We start from the raw sequence: 13,605 nt of genomic DNA, 5'->3' as shown, positions 1-13,605 counted from the left end.
AAGGACAGCGACGCTCGGCAAGAAGCGTCAGCCAGGAAAGCGTCAGCCAGTATCCCGACGGCACGCGCCGCCTGCGCTGGGCTCAGCCGCTGCGCAGGTCCAGATCCCAGAGCACATCCTCACCCAGGCGGTAGGCCCGAGCGCGGGGGCGTAGACACTGGCTCATCTGTTGCACCGGAGGCAGTTGCACGCCGGGCCGACCCTGTCCGATCAACACTGGCGCCACCATCAAGTGCAAGCGGTCGAGCACACCCTGGGCCAGGCAGCGCGACACGGTCACCCCCCCGCCTTCGACCAGCAGCACGGCCAGCCCCCGCTCACGCAGGCTCGCCAGCAGGGCCGGCCAGACCACTTGGCCGGCCGCATCGACCAACCCCGGCACGGCCAGCACTTGGTGCGCCCCCACGCGTTGGGCCGCGCGGGTGCGGTCGCGAGCATCACACACCAGCAGCGTGGGCGCCAGGCCATCGGTGAACACACCGGCCTCGGGCGGTACGCGCAGGTGCACGTCGAGCACCACCCGGGTGGGATGGGGCCCGCTCACGTGCCGCGTGGTCAGCCGTGGGTTGTCGGCCACCGCCGTGCCGGTACCCACCAGCACCGCATCGCTCAGCGCACGCAGCCGGTGCAAGTGGACGAGGGCCTCGGGACCGTTGAGCGCCCCCGAATCGCCCCCCTGGGTGGCGACCTGGCCGTCCAGGCTCTGACCGAGTTGGCCGACCACCCGGCTGGTTCCCGCCGGCACCTCGGCCACCAGAGGCAACAAGGGGCCGGCCAGCTCGTGCGCTGCCAGCGGCCAGGCTCCGTGGAGCTGCCATTGACCGTCATGCAGGTGCATGCCCAGCCGGGGATCGTGCGCAGCACTCAGGCGCGGTGCAGGCCCTGCGCCCTGGCGGCGGCGCCAGTCGGCGGCCTGCAGCAGCAACGGCCACAGGGCTTCACAGGCCAGCGCTGCCGTGCGGCCCAGGGCCAAAATGTTCGGACCATGATGCTGCTCGAGGGTCAAATCGAAGCCTCCGCATCAGGAAGTGGACAGGTGCGGGCGGCAGCGGCCGAAAAGCGCTGGATGGGCCTGCGCCGGTAGAGCCCCGCCATCGCGGCTATGCTAACAGCCTGATGAATGCACTGACCTCCCCTCTTGCCACCTTGCCGGCGCAGGATCTGGCCTCGGAACGCGCGGCCATCCGCGTGGACCGGGCCCAGACCGAACTCAAGCACGGCCGTGTGCTGGCTTTGCGCTCGGACGCCGGCTCGGTGCTGCTGGCCGCCACGATCGAAACCCTGAGTCCGCCCCGTCTGGCCTGGCTGACCGGCCTGGGCATGCCTCTGCGACTGCTGTTCACCGCCGAGCGGGCCGCGGCCCTCGGCCTGGGTGTGGCCGGCAGTGTGAGTCTTCCGCTGCCTGCGGGCGCCAGCGTCGAACAACTACAGGCGCTGGGTGCAGTGACCTTGGAATTCGATACCGCAGGCCGCGTGCGCCTGCCTTCGGCGGCGCCTGATCGTGCGTCTTTGGGAACGCCGCAACCCGCCACCGCCGTGATGCTGGCAGCCCTGACCTTGGCCAAGCGGGCCCGTTTGATCCCCGCTTTGGTGGTGGTCGACATCGGTGCCGTGGGCGACGAGATGCTGGAAGCGGCCCAGCTCGAAGTCGTCAGCGAAGCCGAGGTCAGACAGGTCAGCGAGCAAGGGCATCTGAGTCTGCGTCGCGTCAGCGACGCCCACGTGCCCATCGATGCGCACGACGACTGCACGCTGGTGCTGTTCCGGGAACTCAACGGCGATGCAGAGCATGTGGCCATCATCGTGGGCCAGCCCGACCGCAGCCAGCCTGTGCCGGTGCGCTTGCATTCATCGTGCTTGACCGGCGACCTGCTGGGCAGCCTGCGCTGCGACTGCGGCGACCAACTCCAGCGCGCCATCGCCCACTTGGCCGAGCGCGGCGGCGTGCTGCTCTACCTGGCCCAGGAAGGCCGCGGCACCGGCCTGGGCAGCAAACTGCGCGCCTACCGATTGCAAGACAGCGGTTTGGACACCATCGACGCCGACCACTATCTGGGCTTTCGCGCCGACGAGCGCGACTTCCAAGCCGCCGTGGCCATGCTCAAGGCACTGGACATCACCCGCATTCAGTTGTTGACGAACAATCCGCGCAAGATCGAAGCACTGCGACGTGGAGGCATCGACGTGGTCGATCGCATCGCCTTGCATGCGCCACCCACGGTGCACAACGCACGGTATCTGGCCACCAAACGAGAGCGTGCCGGGCACATCAAGCCTGAAGACGAGCAGGAGTGAAGCCGGCTCAGGCCGCCAGCCGAGCCCGAAAACGCAAATAGTCGGCCGCGCACTCTTGCGGCCGCTCGATCATCGGCAAATGCCCCACGCCGGGCAAGCGAATGAGCTCGGCCTGCGGCATCAGGCGCTGCAAAATGGTTCCGCCCTCGGGGTGGAGCACACGGTCTTCCTCACCCCACACGATGAGGCTGGGGGCCTGTACGGTGCGGGCACGCTCTTCGATCGGGTCGGCTTTGATCTGCTGATACACCCGCAGCTCCAACGCATGGTTGGCCATGCGTTCTTTGGCCATCACGCGGATGTAAGGCATCGGCACCTCGGGCAACTTGGCCACGGTAAAAGCCAGTGTGCGGGCGAAATCTTCGGCGCTTCTGACCAGCAAGGGATTGTCACCGCCGGCCTGCACGATTTGCGCCAGCTCGCTCGGCGGCGCACTCCACACGCCACCGGGCGCCAGCAGCCACAGGCTCTTGACCGCCTGCGGGAAGCGCGCTGCGAAGGCCAAAGCGATATGCCCGCCCATCGAGTTACCGCCCAAGTGCAGTGCCGGGGCTCCCAAGGCTTGGGCCAAGGCCATCAAACGCTCGGCCTGGGCCTCGGTGTGGTAATCGGCATCCATCGGCTTGGCAGACTCTCCAAAGCCGATGTGGTCGGGCACGATCACGCGATAGTGCGGCGTGAGGTAGCGCGCGATCATGTTGAAGTTGTCCTTGTTGCCGCCAAAACCGTGCAACAGCATCAGCGGTTCGCCCTCGCCCCCTTCCAGATAGACATAGTGCAGCCCACCGGGCAGGGTGATGGACTTGCGCTGCAAGCCCGCACGCTGACGCAGCGTATCGAGCATGTAGCCGACGGCTTTCTCCGGAGCGAATTGGGCGAAGATCTGTGCAAGCAGGTTCATGGCAGCCGAGGATAGCCCAGGGCTGGGTCGATGTGTGTCACCGACTCGTCAACCGGCAGCCCCAGTGCCCTGCAGGCGGCCCCCCTTGGGGTCTGCGAGTCTTCTCGCACGGGGCCCCTGGCGGTCCGTCTCAAAGCGTGCCAAGATGGGGCACGGCCTTCAACCCACGTCAGGAGGGCATCATGGCCACACCCGTTCGCGCAAGCAACGGCCCATTTGCGGTGCAGGTGGAAGCGGGCAAAGACTACTGGTGGTGCGCCTGCGGGCTGAGCACGCACCAGCCGTTTTGCGACGGCTCGCACCGGGCCCAAGGCGTCTTCACGCCCGTGAAGTACAGCGCAACCCGAGATACCACGGTGTGGTTTTGCGGCTGCAAATCCACCGCAAACGCCCCGCTGTGCGATGGATCGCACAAGCGAGAGACGTGACCCTCGAGGCAATCGCCACAAGCCGGCTTGAGAGTGGAGCGCCCGCTTTTGGCGTGGGCCCGCATTCGGTCGCCCTCTTGTACGGAGACAGCCAAGAGGCTCTGTGAGCGATGTCACCGTATCTCTTGGTGAAGTCGATACCCAGATCGCGCGGAGGAGCCGCCGCGAACCGCAAGCCCATGAGCCAGCTCGGCGGTCGATCCCCGCTCGCGCGGGGCAGCCCATGGGACGTGGCGTCGTACAGGAAGAATCTGAGGTCGATCCCCGCTCGCGCGGGGCAGCCACGCGGTTGCCCGCGATGAAGGCCCGCTCGTGCGGTCGATCCCCGCTCGCGCGGGGCAGCCCTGGACGACGCCTGCAGCACCGCCGAAGTGATGGGTCGATCCCCGCTCGCGCGGGGCAGCCCGCCCGCCGTGGCGGCGGATCCATGCAGACTCAGGTCGATCCCCGCTCGCGCGGGGCAGCCGTGACGCCGAGCGCGTCCACCAACCTGGCGTGCGGTCGATCCCCGCTCGCGCGGGGCAGCCGCCCACACCGGAAGAAATCCGATCGTCAAGGCGGGTCGATCCCCGCTCGCGCGGGGCAGCCTCCGTGCCGGCCGCGATGGTCTTGCCCACGCGGGGTCGATCCCCGCTCGCGCGGGGCAGCCTCTGTTTCCCATGTTCACTCGCTCCTTGGTCGGGGTCGATCCCCGCTCGCGCGGGGCAGCCGGTGTCACACGCAAGTGCATGTAGGGCTGCTCGGGTCGATCCCCGCTCGCGCGGGGCAGCCCATCCGCGTCCACACCTTCGACCTGCCTGCTTGGGTCGATCCCCGCTCGCGCGGGGCAGCCTGATCGCTGATGAGGAACTGCCTGACGTGGTGCGGTCGATCCCCGCTCGCGCGGGGCAGCCTGCTCTTTATCAACCACGCTATTACACTTAACGGGTCGATCCCCGCTCGCGCGGGGCAGCCCTGCGCTCGCCGTGTGGAACACCTGATGAAAGAGGTCGATCCCCGCTCGCGCGGGGCAGCCGCGATGCTGGATAGATTTGCTCAACGTATTACAGGTCGATCCCCGCTCGCGCGGGGCAGCCGCTGGCGCTGGAGGTGGTCCGCACCGGGGTGCAGGTCGATCCCCGCTCGCGCGGGGCAGCCATGGCGCGTAAAGGGGAAGCCGGGGCCGTGAAGGGTCGATCCCCGCTCGCGCGGGGCAGCCTGGGGGCTTAGTGGGCTTGGGGGCTGCGCCGAGGGTCGATCCCCGCTCGCGCGGGGCAGCCGTCTGACACATCCGCAGGCATGCGGCTGGTGCAGGTCGATCCCCGCTCGCGCGGGGCAGCCTCTGCTTGAATTGCTTCATGGAAGATCATCTAGGGTCGATCCCCGCTCGCGCGGGGCAGCCGCCACCGCCGCCGCAGCAGCTATAGACCTCACAGGTCGATCCCCGCTCGCGCGGGGCAGCCCGCAGCATGCCGGCATCCACGAGCGTCTTGTCGGGTCGATCCCCGCTCGCGCGGGGCAGCCTGTCCAGTGTAACTCATTGATTGTTAAAGAATTTACGCTGACCTGGTGATTCAGCGCTCAGACGGCCGGCGGGCAAGGATCAGGCCGTCGACCTCGGTCAACTCGATCGGAGGGCTGCCCAAACTGCGGACGGTTTGTCCGCCAGGCATGTTTCGCTCCTGCCAAAGCATCACGATCGAAGCCTCCCGCTCGTTGGGAAACCAGGCTTCGAGCACGTCCCAAATGCGACTGCGCACCGCTGGGGACAACCGTGGCGCACTGTAAACGCCAGGGGCGAGTTCCAGCATCGCCGAGGCCAAGAAGCCGCGCACGCGCGCAGACACGTTACGCGTCACCACCACGGTCATCGACATCGAAAAGCTCCTTGATGCGCTCGATCATCTTCGGGATGAGCTTGTCGCGCCGGAAGGCTGCTGCCGCTCGGCGGCGCACTTCCCGTTCCAAGCTGTCGGCTTTGCCGTCGAGCATGGCCCGCACCGCACCAAAGGCAAGCGGCACGGTGAGGTCCACCCGCCAAAGGTCGGCAATGTCGAGCGTGAACGCATTGCTCGAATCCTCGTGGATGAAGCCCAAGGGGGGCAATGCTCCCACGGCGGCCACCGCAATGTCGGCCGCAGCCTCGACGAAGGTGGCCGCGTGGTTGATGGCCTGGTTGGGCAGATCCGCAGCATGGGGGTTGTCGCGGTCATAGCGGCGACCGTGCCAGTCGATGCCAAAACGCTGGGCGAGGAGTTTGTAGCTTTCCTTGATGCGCGCGCCTTCGATGCCCCGCAGGGTTTCGATGTCGCGGTGCGGTAGCACGCGCCCGAAGCGCCAGGCGTAGAGCCTGCGAGCCGTGTCGAGTCGGCGGCGGGGATCGGCCCACCGCTCGGCATGGGCGCGCGCCACCTCGGAGCGGCCCTGGCCCATGGGCGGGGCGGTGTAGCTTTTGACGCCCCCTTCGCCGACGGCGGCAATCAGCGTGCCGTGGCGGGCACACAGGCGCAGCACGTCTTGCGTGAGGCTGGTGCCAGGCCCCAGCAGAATCATCGAGACGGCTTGATAGGGAATGGCGTAGTCGCCGGCATCGAGCGTCTCGCTCTGGGCAGCGACGAAACGCAACGTGCCGTCTTCCACCGACAGGCGGCCGTACTCCAGCCACAGCAGCCCGTGCCGGTCGGCATGGGGAATGCGCGAGGCGGCCAGCCCCAGCCTCCCCGAGAACAAGCCTGGATCGGGACTCATCGTGGCGGGGCGAGCAAGACCATGCCAAAACCGAACGCGCGGTGGCGGCCGATCCCGCGCGCAAGCTGCTCGCCAAACCGCACGGGGTCGAGGATGGTGGCTTCGGCGTCAAAGAGCGCCCACGGCCGTTCGATGGTCTTGAGCCGATGGCCGTTGCGGTGATCGCGCCGCAGCAGCCGCGCTTGCGCAGCCATGCCGAGCAGCTCCACCTGCTCCAACTGCACCACCCCTTGCCATTGCCGGGCAAACCACTCCCGATAGACCTCGCCGCGCGGTGGGGCGGCATCGCCCAGCCGGTCCAATGCGCGCAGGTACACGTCCTTCTCGTCGCCCTCCTTGCGCGAGACCGGGCAGGCAAGCACTTCGAGGTGCAAGCGTTGCCCCGCGCGCCACTCGCTGGGCATCGGTTTGCTCGCCACGCCTGCGGCATCGAGCGCTTCCCAAGCCAAGGGAGAGGCGTAAGTTTGGGCATGCTCGAGCAACTTCGCGGCGTCGACACCCGCATAGGCCAGCACTTCCCGTCGGCGCTCGACATAGCGAAACGGCTTCGGTGCGTGTTCGCCAAAGAGCGCCGCGAACCAGGCGTGTAGGGTGTAGCCCCAGGTTTCGTCTTCCTGGGTGATGCCGTGCGCATGGGCAAAGCGCATGAGGCGCGGGGGGGCGATGGGGAGACGCACCAGGTGCAAGCCACTCATGGGGCCACCTCCAATAGGCCCACGGCGTAGCGCTCGGCGCCGCGGTGGATGTTGTTGGCCCAGTCGCGCCGGTCGAAGCGCTCCTCAATGCCTGCGCCTTCGCCTTCGTCGAGCGGCCACAGGGCGGTGATGCGCGCAGGTCGGCGGCGCGGGCCGATCTCGGCCAGCGGTTCGGCCGCGAGCGCGGCTTTCACGCCTTCGGCCACGCGCCGACCCAAGAAAATGGGCGCGGCCGGAAGGCACGGCTTGCGCCCGATGAAGAGCGGACGCGCCGGGCGGCGCAGCGCGGCTTCCAGTTCGTCGAGGGTCGGTGTGCCGTCGCCGTCGAGGGCAAGAGCGACGGTGGCCACGCCATTGGCCCAGTGGTCCCGCCAGCGTTGATGGGTGCCGGTGGCAGCAGATCCCCCCTTGCGGTCTTCACGCCGCCCGCGGGTGGTCCAACCGGTATCGACCAGGAAGGCTTGACCGAGATCGACCGTCTGGTACTCCGTCAGCGGTTCAGGCTCGGCGTCCCAGCGTGCCGCAAAGCGCAGCCGGTCTTGCAAGGCTTGCAGTTTCGCGGTGTCGCGGTGGTCAAGCCCCAAGGCGTTGCCCAAAAGCCCCGCGAGCATGGAGCGCCCCGGAAAGCGCCAGGTGGGATTGTTCTGGTCCACCACCACGCCGCCAAAGCTCATGAGGGGCGCATCGAAGCGCAGAATCAACACGTCCATGGCAAGCCGCCTCAGCGTTGCGGGCCAAAGAGGGCATCGAGCGCCGCTTGCACCGCCGCGGGTACGGGCTGTTTGGGCGGAAGATGGGGCGGCTGGTCGAGGGTGGTGGACAAGAAGCGCCCATCGTCGGAACCGGGGCCGCCGTACATCTCGTCGAGGGCCTTCACATAGGCGGCCAGCCGCTCGAGCGCCGCCTGGCGCAGATCGCGTTTGCCGTCGGCTTTGAGCGCATCCAGATAGGCGTTGGCGAGCGTGCGCGGCTGCGCGGTGCCGGTTTCCAGGTACAAGACATCGGCCCAGGCATAGGGGGCGGTGCTGCCCTTCTTGGCGCCGGGGCTTTGCCGCAGGATGCTCTGGATCAAGGCGTCGAGCACGCGGCGGGTGTTGGCAGGGTCTTGCGCTTTCCAGTCCTTGGGGTCGCAGCCGGTGAGGTTGGACACCAACAGCGGCACATCCACGGCCACATAGCCGTAATAGAGGCCGGCGCCGAGTTCGGTTTGGTTGGCGTGGGCGGCGCCGGTTTCGTCGTCGCGGTTGAGGTCATCGACCACGGTGAAGTAGTCCATCTCGGTGTGGGCCGCATGGACGGTGAAGGCATGGGCCACGTGCACCGGTGCATCCACGCGTGCGAGCAGGTCCGAGGTGACCATGCGGCCAAAGAGCGCCCCGGTAAGCCCCGCGGCGGCCTTGCCCATGGCTTTGATGTTCTCTTTCTCCTCCTTCGATTTGAGCCGCTCCGTGAGCGCCTTCACCGGCTCGCTCTGTTCGCTGGCCCAGCGCAATAGGTCAACGAAGTAGTCGGCTTCGCGCAGGCCGAACAGCACCGGCTGGTTCAGGTCACCTCCTTCTTTGACGCCTCCGTCGATCACCGCTTTGGCCAGCGGCTCGATGAGGGCTTGGACTTGCGCTTCGGGGACGCCTGCGGCCACGGCCTTGGGTTGGACGGTGCGGGTGAAAAAGGACCGGGTGCGCTGGGCGTCGGGCATTTCGGGAAGCTGCTCGACCAGATCTTCCCGCCAATGGCGCTTGAGGCATTGTGAGGAGACGCGCAGCCGCACGGCATTGCCGAAGGGGATGCGCTTGGCGAGGTTGGCGTCGTCGCGGTTCAAGAGGCTCGCTGGATAGGCGGTGAGGGTGTGGATTTGCAGGAACATGGGCTTTACTCCTTGGCGTTAGTGTCTTTGGGAAGGTGACGGTAGTAGGCGGCGGCGATACGGCGGTGGAGTTGCTCGCGCTTGTCGGGGTCGTGCGTGAGCAGAAACTGCGCAGCGTCGCACCAATCGAAGCGCTCGCCTTTGGCGGCGAGGAAGCGCACCGCGCTCATGAAGAGATCGAGGCGCAGATCGTCGGGGGCCGAGAGCAGCCGTTCCAGCCGCCCTTCGGCGAATTGGCTTTCGGCCAGTGCCTGCCCGAGCGGGCGCTTGGGATCATGGGAATCGGCGCCGCAGGTGGCCAGGCCCCAGGCAAGCGCCATCCAGGCTTCAGTTTGCGGTTCGCTCGGTAGCTCGTCCCCGAGATGTCGCAGCCACAGCCGGTAAAAGGCCAGCGGCGGGGGTTGCCCCGGCGCCCAGCGACGCAGCGCGGCGCGGTCGCCGGTGGGGTAATGGGTTTGGCCGATGACTGCGGCGAGGCGGCCGATGCGGGTGCCGAGCGTGTCTTGCGGGGTGTCGGTGCTTGCGTTCGGGCTCATGCGAGGCTCTCCTCTTCGAGAACGTCAGATGGTGCGGGGCTGCGGCGAGGCAGGGGGAAGTCGTGTTTGCGCAGTAGGCCGTGCCAAGCGCGATGAGCCTGGGTGATGGCCCGCCAGCGGCGGTTGGCGGGCAGCGGCAGGCGCTCCTGCGCTTGTTCGAGCAGGTCCTGTGCGGCATCGACCAGTCGTTGCCGCCAATCGCGGCGTACGGCGTCGTGATCTTGCTCGGCGCCGCGCCACAACGCCGGAAAGAAGTCGGCTTCCCATCGCCGCTGAAACGCGCGACGTGCGGCTTCGAGTGCGCTCTTGACGCGCTCGAAATCCGGTTGCTCGGGTCCACCTTCGGCCAGCACGGCGAGCGCGGTGGCCAAAGTGTTTTGCACCGTCTTGGCATCCGTCAGCTGCTTTTCCGCCAGATGGCCGAGGGTGTCGCGGCTTTGTTTGCTGAGCAAGGCCATGCGGGCTTTGGGCGGCACGGGGACGGCTGCTTGGTGGTAACCCTCCGTGGTGCCTTGCCCGCGCACCAGGCAGGAGGCGAGAAACCAGGCATGGCCCTGGCCCGCCCGGGGCGTTTGCAAGGGGGTGAGTTCGAATCCCTGTTCAAAGAGCAAATCGCACAGGCGCTGTGGGGTAAAGCCATCGGCGGAGAGGGTGAGCGCCGAGCGCCCCTTTTTCTTGTCCTGCACATTGATCGGCGTCCAAGGGTCGCCAACGTCACCGTTTTCCAGAGTCTTGGGGCCGATTTGCCGTGCCTTGCTGGTCGCACCCAGCGCGATCACACGACCCGATGCATCGCGCACCAGGCGCACTGGGCGGCAGGCTTCGATGAACCAGGGTTCGAGATCCTTGATGTCATACTGATGGGTGCTTCGCAGCCAGGGCTTGAGCCAGGTCAGCACCACGCCACGCGAGGCGTAACCGTAGGGTTGGTTCAGCGTTTCGGCGCGCAGGCCGCAGACGATTTTGGTTTCCTCCCGAAACCGCGCTCCCCACGCAGGCGAACTCACCCAGGAGACGATGGCGCGGCTGCCTGTACCAGTGTTCATTCGTGCGATGCCGTAGTTGTCCCGACCATAAACTCCACTCATGGTCTGCAGCAGGAGCAAGGCGTAGAGCCATGCTTCAGCCTCTTCCGGCTCCACACGAGCCATCTTGACGTCGTGGTTCTTGGCCGTGACGAGCACATCGAGTTCGTCCGGCCGGGTGGCTTTGGTTTTGAACTTGCCTTTGGTGTCCGACGATGAGTTGATTCTTATATCTTCCTGGGTCCATGGATGCTGCAAAAACGCCGGCTTGGTCACGTCCTCCACCACGAGCTGCCAGGCTTCGGGAATGCCTTCGGCGAGCTCCAGCAGGCCGTCGCGCCAGTAGGCCGGATCGGTGGGAAGGTCGTCGGTGCGCCGGCGCGCCTGGATGCTGGCGGCCAGTTGCACGAGGAAGACATGCCAGGGGTCGGCCTGGTGGGCGCGTAGCCCCGTGTAGCCCTCGATGGCTTCTGCGGAGAGCAGGGCGAGGAGTTCGGGAAGGCTGACGCGGCGCTCGCCCTGCGCGGTGCGTACGCCGATCAAAGGGTCTTGAAGGAGGTCATGCATCGTCTTTCTCCAGGCCAAAGCGGGTGTAGCGGAAGCCTTGATGGCCGATCGCAAACCGAAAACCGTCTGCCGTCGGCTCGGCGCGCACGGATTCCGGCACGGTGGCACCCTTCAGCCAGCGTGCGGGGATGGAAACACGGCCCATGTCGGCGCCGAACGGCGAGCGCATCGGTGTCTCGAGGGGAATGTCGAACGTGGGATCCCCCAGCCGGGTGAGCACGCGCTCGCCCTGGTCCGGGTAGTGGAGTTCGCCGAAGGGTTTGCCATCGAGCACCGAGCGCAGGGCTTGGCGCAGCTCCGCCCCTTCCCGCCCTTCGATCGATTGCCCATGCGCCCGCCAGGCGTCCCCCAGCGTTTGGAAGGCTTCCGTGTGGGTGGTGCGCTCGATCCGTTCGCGCGCCTGCTGTGGCAGCACGAGCCGTGGATCGCGACGCAGTTCCGCCCAGGTGCAGGCGAGCACGCGGCCGTCGGCATAGACGCTGCCAAGACCCGCCGGGGCGCGCAGCGCATCGTTCTTGTCGAGGTAACCAATGAGCTCCTTGTCGGGCACGCGCACGAGCGCCCGCGGCGCTTCGAACCCCGGCGGGCGCAGCCGCCCCGCATGGCGGTGGAGCCTGCCCAGCCGCTGGATCAGCACGTCCATCGGTGCGAGGTCGGTGATCACCCAATCGGCGTCGATGTCCAGGCTCTGCTCCAGCGTCTGCGTGCCGATGAGGAGCTTGGCCCCTTCGCGCAAGCCTTTGCCGAGTTGCGCCGTGACGGCCTCATCGAGCCATTCGCGGTCCTCCCGGGCAAAGCGGCCATGGTGGGGGCAACGCACGCCCGATACGGCGAACAAGGCGGGCAGCAGCTCTGGTTGGGCTTCGAGCGCGCTTTCCACGCGGCGAAAGAGCGCATTGGCGCGCGTCACCGTGTTGCAGACCACGAGCACCCGCGCGCCGGCTTCCAAGGCCGCGATGAGGCGCGGCAATAGTGCGTCGTCATCGGTGAGCGTGGGAGACAGTTCCACCGCGATCTGCCGCTCGCGCGCCGCCGGCATGGGCCAGGCACCGGTGCGGGAAGACAGGAGCGGATAGGGGCGTGCGATGGCCTCATTCAAAGGCACCGCCGCCCGCTCGAAATAGGGCGCCGCTGCCGACTCCCCCAAGGTGGCCGACAGCAGCAGCGCCCAGCCACCGCGCCCCACGTGGCCCTCGAGGAGCGCGCGCAACACTTCGCGCATGTAGGGGTCCGAGGCGTGGACTTCATCGACCACCAAGAGATGGCGGTCCAGGCAGACCGAACGCAGCAGGCTGTGCTTGACCTGCAGCACCGACAGCAGCGCCTGGTCGATCGTGCCCACGGCAATGGGTGCGGCGAGGAAGCGCTTGGGCCGCTCGGCCGACCACAGCCGCTCGCGCTTTTGGTCTGGCTCGCTGTCGTCCCAAAGGACACCTTGCGGGTTGGGCAGCACGGGCTCTCCATCGACCTTCACGTAGCCCGGGGCGGCAAGGAGCACCGGGCTGGGCCGAGCATCGGGTTCGAACGCCGCCTCCACCGCGCGGCGCACTCGCTCGTAGAGCTCGCGCGCAGCCACCCGCGTGGGCAGGGCGAAGTAGAGCCCATCGACATGGCCCTCGGCATAGAGGCGGAAGAACCAGGCGAGCGCCGCTTCGGTCTTGCCCGATCCGGTGTCCGATTCCGCCAGGAGCAGGCGGGTGTCGTCGCTGGGCTCGAGGGTTTCGGCAAGCGCCCGCTGCAGCTCGGTGGGCTGGAAGGGAAAGACTTCCGCAAAGGGTTTGGGCGCGCGCGGCTCGGGGGGGCTGAGCCCGATGGCGCGCAGGGCGCGCTGGGCGGCCTGGGTGGCAAATGCACGACGGTCCTGGTCGTCGCTGGCGCGATAGGGAAAAAACTGGGTGTCCGAGCCGATCCAGTCGGCCAGCATCACCAGGCCCGCAAAGCGTTGCTGAAACTCCGGCGTGGCGTCGATGGGCGGCACGTTTTCGGTGAAGGCTTCGGGAAAGGCCTGCCGCGCGGCCACCGCCAGCGCATCGAGTGCGGCAAGGGGGTCGTAATCCGAGGCGGCGCGCCACCATCGCTTGGCGGCGTCGCCCCCGCATGCCTTGTAGTCGCTCAACGACACCGGCCGCCCATGGTGGGAGAGGCTGGCCACAAGCATTTGGCATGCCTGCTCCTCATCCCGAAACCAGCCTGCGATGTCCGTGATGAGCCGCGTCCACTGCGGTGGCCAGGCGTTTTGCAACTCCATGAGCAAGGCCAGCGCCTCGAAGACATGCCCGGCTTTCTCGCTTTCACGCGCCTTCGGATCCGCCTTGGCCTGAAAGCCCCGGTTGCATTTGCCGAAATCGTGCAGGTAGGCCAACACGGCCAGACGTTCTGCCTGCCCGGGCTGCAAGCGCCCCCATCGCGCCACTGGCGGCAATTGGAGCAAGGCGCGACAAACCAGGGCCACATCGAGGCAGTGGTCGACCAGGGGATGACGTGTTCCGCAGTCCGACACTTTTCCCCAGGGAACGGGAGCCGTTTGAGTCATGGTCTTGGGCACCTGTCATTGGAGGTCTCTGCCC

12 protein-coding genes and 1 CRISPR repeat array are annotated in these 13,605 nt (G+C 67.3%); of the genes, 2 read left to right on the top strand and 10 right to left on the bottom strand.

Annotated elements, in window-relative coordinates:
* Positions 1 to 82: 82 nt before the first annotated feature.
* A complete protein-coding gene (locus tag CTA01S_RS11155) occupies positions 83 to 1,006 on the bottom strand; it encodes a RibD family protein (RefSeq protein ID WP_062195580.1) in 924 nt (307 codons plus the stop codon).
* Positions 1,007 to 1,116: 110 nt separating this feature from the next.
* On the opposite strand from CTA01S_RS11155, the gene CTA01S_RS11150 reads away from it, so the two are divergent.
* A complete protein-coding gene (locus CTA01S_RS11150) occupies positions 1,117 to 2,295 on the top strand; it encodes a GTP cyclohydrolase II (protein WP_062195577.1) in 1,179 nt (392 codons plus the stop codon).
* A 7-nt stretch (positions 2,296 to 2,302) separates the two neighbouring features.
* Here CTA01S_RS11150 and CTA01S_RS11145 read toward each other — a convergent pair whose 3' ends face one another.
* Entirely contained in the window at positions 2,303 to 3,196 is an 894-nt protein-coding gene (locus tag CTA01S_RS11145; RefSeq protein ID WP_019562326.1) for an alpha/beta fold hydrolase, read from the bottom strand.
* 182 nt (positions 3,197 to 3,378) lie between these two features.
* Here CTA01S_RS11145 and CTA01S_RS16475 point away from each other — a divergent pair, with 182 nt between their 5' ends.
* The gene (locus CTA01S_RS16475; RefSeq protein ID WP_084362401.1) at positions 3,379 to 3,624 is read left to right on the top strand and encodes a CDGSH iron-sulfur domain-containing protein; all 246 of its coding nucleotides are present in this window, start codon (positions 3,379 to 3,381) and stop codon (positions 3,622 to 3,624) included.
* A 194-nt stretch (positions 3,625 to 3,818) separates the two neighbouring features.
* Positions 3,819 to 5,127: a CRISPR direct-repeat array (repeat unit 28 nt; unit sequence GGTCGATCCCCGCTCGCGCGGGGCAGCC).
* Positions 5,128 to 5,177: 50 nt separating this feature from the next.
* Here the strand turns inward: CTA01S_RS16475 and cas2e are convergent.
* Genes cas2e through cas3 form a run of 8 tightly spaced genes read right to left on the bottom strand, consistent with a single transcriptional unit; the run spans position 5,178 to position 13,571 of the window.
* On the bottom strand, positions 5,178 to 5,480 hold the full coding sequence (cas2e, locus tag CTA01S_RS11140; RefSeq protein ID WP_062195601.1) for a type I-E CRISPR-associated endoribonuclease Cas2e: 303 nt from the start codon (positions 5,478 to 5,480) through the stop codon (positions 5,178 to 5,180).
* Entirely contained in the window at positions 5,452 to 6,351 is a 900-nt protein-coding gene (gene cas1e / locus CTA01S_RS11135) for a type I-E CRISPR-associated endonuclease Cas1e (protein WP_084362400.1), read from the bottom strand. The genes cas2e and cas1e overlap by 29 nt, the downstream gene beginning before the upstream one ends.
* The gene (locus tag CTA01S_RS11130) at positions 6,348 to 7,046 is read right to left on the bottom strand and encodes a type I-E CRISPR-associated protein Cas6/Cse3/CasE (RefSeq protein WP_062195575.1); all 699 of its coding nucleotides are present in this window, start codon (positions 7,044 to 7,046) and stop codon (positions 6,348 to 6,350) included. Before CTA01S_RS11130 ends, cas1e begins: the two co-directional genes overlap by 4 nt.
* On the bottom strand, positions 7,043 to 7,756 hold the full coding sequence (cas5e, locus tag CTA01S_RS11125; RefSeq protein ID WP_062195573.1) for a type I-E CRISPR-associated protein Cas5/CasD: 714 nt from the start codon (positions 7,754 to 7,756) through the stop codon (positions 7,043 to 7,045). Before cas5e ends, CTA01S_RS11130 begins: the two co-directional genes overlap by 4 nt.
* 11 nt (positions 7,757 to 7,767) lie before the next feature.
* Positions 7,768 to 8,910 (bottom strand): type I-E CRISPR-associated protein Cas7/Cse4/CasC, encoded by a 1,143-nt coding sequence (gene cas7e / locus CTA01S_RS11120; RefSeq protein ID WP_062195570.1) that lies wholly within the window; start codon positions 8,908 to 8,910, stop codon positions 7,768 to 7,770.
* Between the two features lie 5 nt (positions 8,911 to 8,915).
* Complete coding sequence (gene casB / locus CTA01S_RS11115; protein ID WP_062195567.1) at positions 8,916 to 9,446, bottom strand: type I-E CRISPR-associated protein Cse2/CasB; 531 nt, start codon at positions 9,444 to 9,446, stop codon at positions 8,916 to 8,918.
* A complete protein-coding gene (gene casA, locus CTA01S_RS11110) occupies positions 9,443 to 11,038 on the bottom strand; it encodes a type I-E CRISPR-associated protein Cse1/CasA (RefSeq protein WP_062195565.1) in 1,596 nt (531 codons plus the stop codon). The genes casB and casA overlap by 4 nt, the downstream gene beginning before the upstream one ends.
* On the bottom strand, positions 11,031 to 13,571 hold the full coding sequence (gene cas3 / locus CTA01S_RS11105; RefSeq protein ID WP_232301052.1) for a CRISPR-associated helicase Cas3': 2,541 nt from the start codon (positions 13,569 to 13,571) through the stop codon (positions 11,031 to 11,033). The genes casA and cas3 overlap by 8 nt, the downstream gene beginning before the upstream one ends.
* Positions 13,572 to 13,605: the final 34 nt, after the last annotated feature.

It is taken from the genome of Caldimonas taiwanensis NBRC 104434 (genome assembly GCF_001592165.1).
In the GTDB taxonomy this organism is placed as follows: Bacteria; Pseudomonadota; Gammaproteobacteria; order Burkholderiales; family Burkholderiaceae_C; genus Caldimonas; species Caldimonas manganoxidans.
The sequence above is the reverse complement of the archived record's forward strand: the minus strand, read 5'-3'. Positions and strand labels throughout refer to the sequence as shown.

Excerpts from the sequence above, each read along its gene's own strand:
- casA (WP_062195565.1), bottom strand. The coding sequence starts at position 11,038 with ATGCATGACCTCCTTCAAGACCCTTTGATCGGCGTACGCACCGCGCAG.
- casB (WP_062195567.1), bottom strand. The coding sequence starts at position 9,446 with ATGAGCCCGAACGCAAGCACCGACACCCCGCAAGACACGCTCGGCACC.
- cas1e (WP_084362400.1), bottom strand. The coding sequence starts at position 6,351 with ATGAGTCCCGATCCAGGCTTGTTCTCGGGGAGGCTGGGGCTGGCCGCC.
- cas2e (WP_062195601.1), bottom strand. The coding sequence starts at position 5,480 with ATGTCGATGACCGTGGTGGTGACGCGTAACGTGTCTGCGCGCGTGCGC.
- CTA01S_RS11145 (WP_019562326.1), bottom strand. The coding sequence starts at position 3,196 with ATGAACCTGCTTGCACAGATCTTCGCCCAATTCGCTCCGGAGAAAGCC.
- cas7e (WP_062195570.1), bottom strand. The coding sequence starts at position 8,910 with ATGTTCCTGCAAATCCACACCCTCACCGCCTATCCAGCGAGCCTCTTG.
- CTA01S_RS11130 (WP_062195575.1), bottom strand. The coding sequence starts at position 7,046 with ATGAGTGGCTTGCACCTGGTGCGTCTCCCCATCGCCCCCCCGCGCCTC.
- cas5e (WP_062195573.1), bottom strand. The coding sequence starts at position 7,756 with ATGGACGTGTTGATTCTGCGCTTCGATGCGCCCCTCATGAGCTTTGGC.
- CTA01S_RS16475 (WP_084362401.1), top strand. The coding sequence starts at position 3,379 with ATGGCCACACCCGTTCGCGCAAGCAACGGCCCATTTGCGGTGCAGGTG.
- cas3 (WP_232301052.1), bottom strand. The coding sequence starts at position 13,571 with ATGACTCAAACGGCTCCCGTTCCCTGGGGAAAAGTGTCGGACTGCGGA.
- CTA01S_RS11150 (WP_062195577.1), top strand. The coding sequence starts at position 1,117 with ATGAATGCACTGACCTCCCCTCTTGCCACCTTGCCGGCGCAGGATCTG.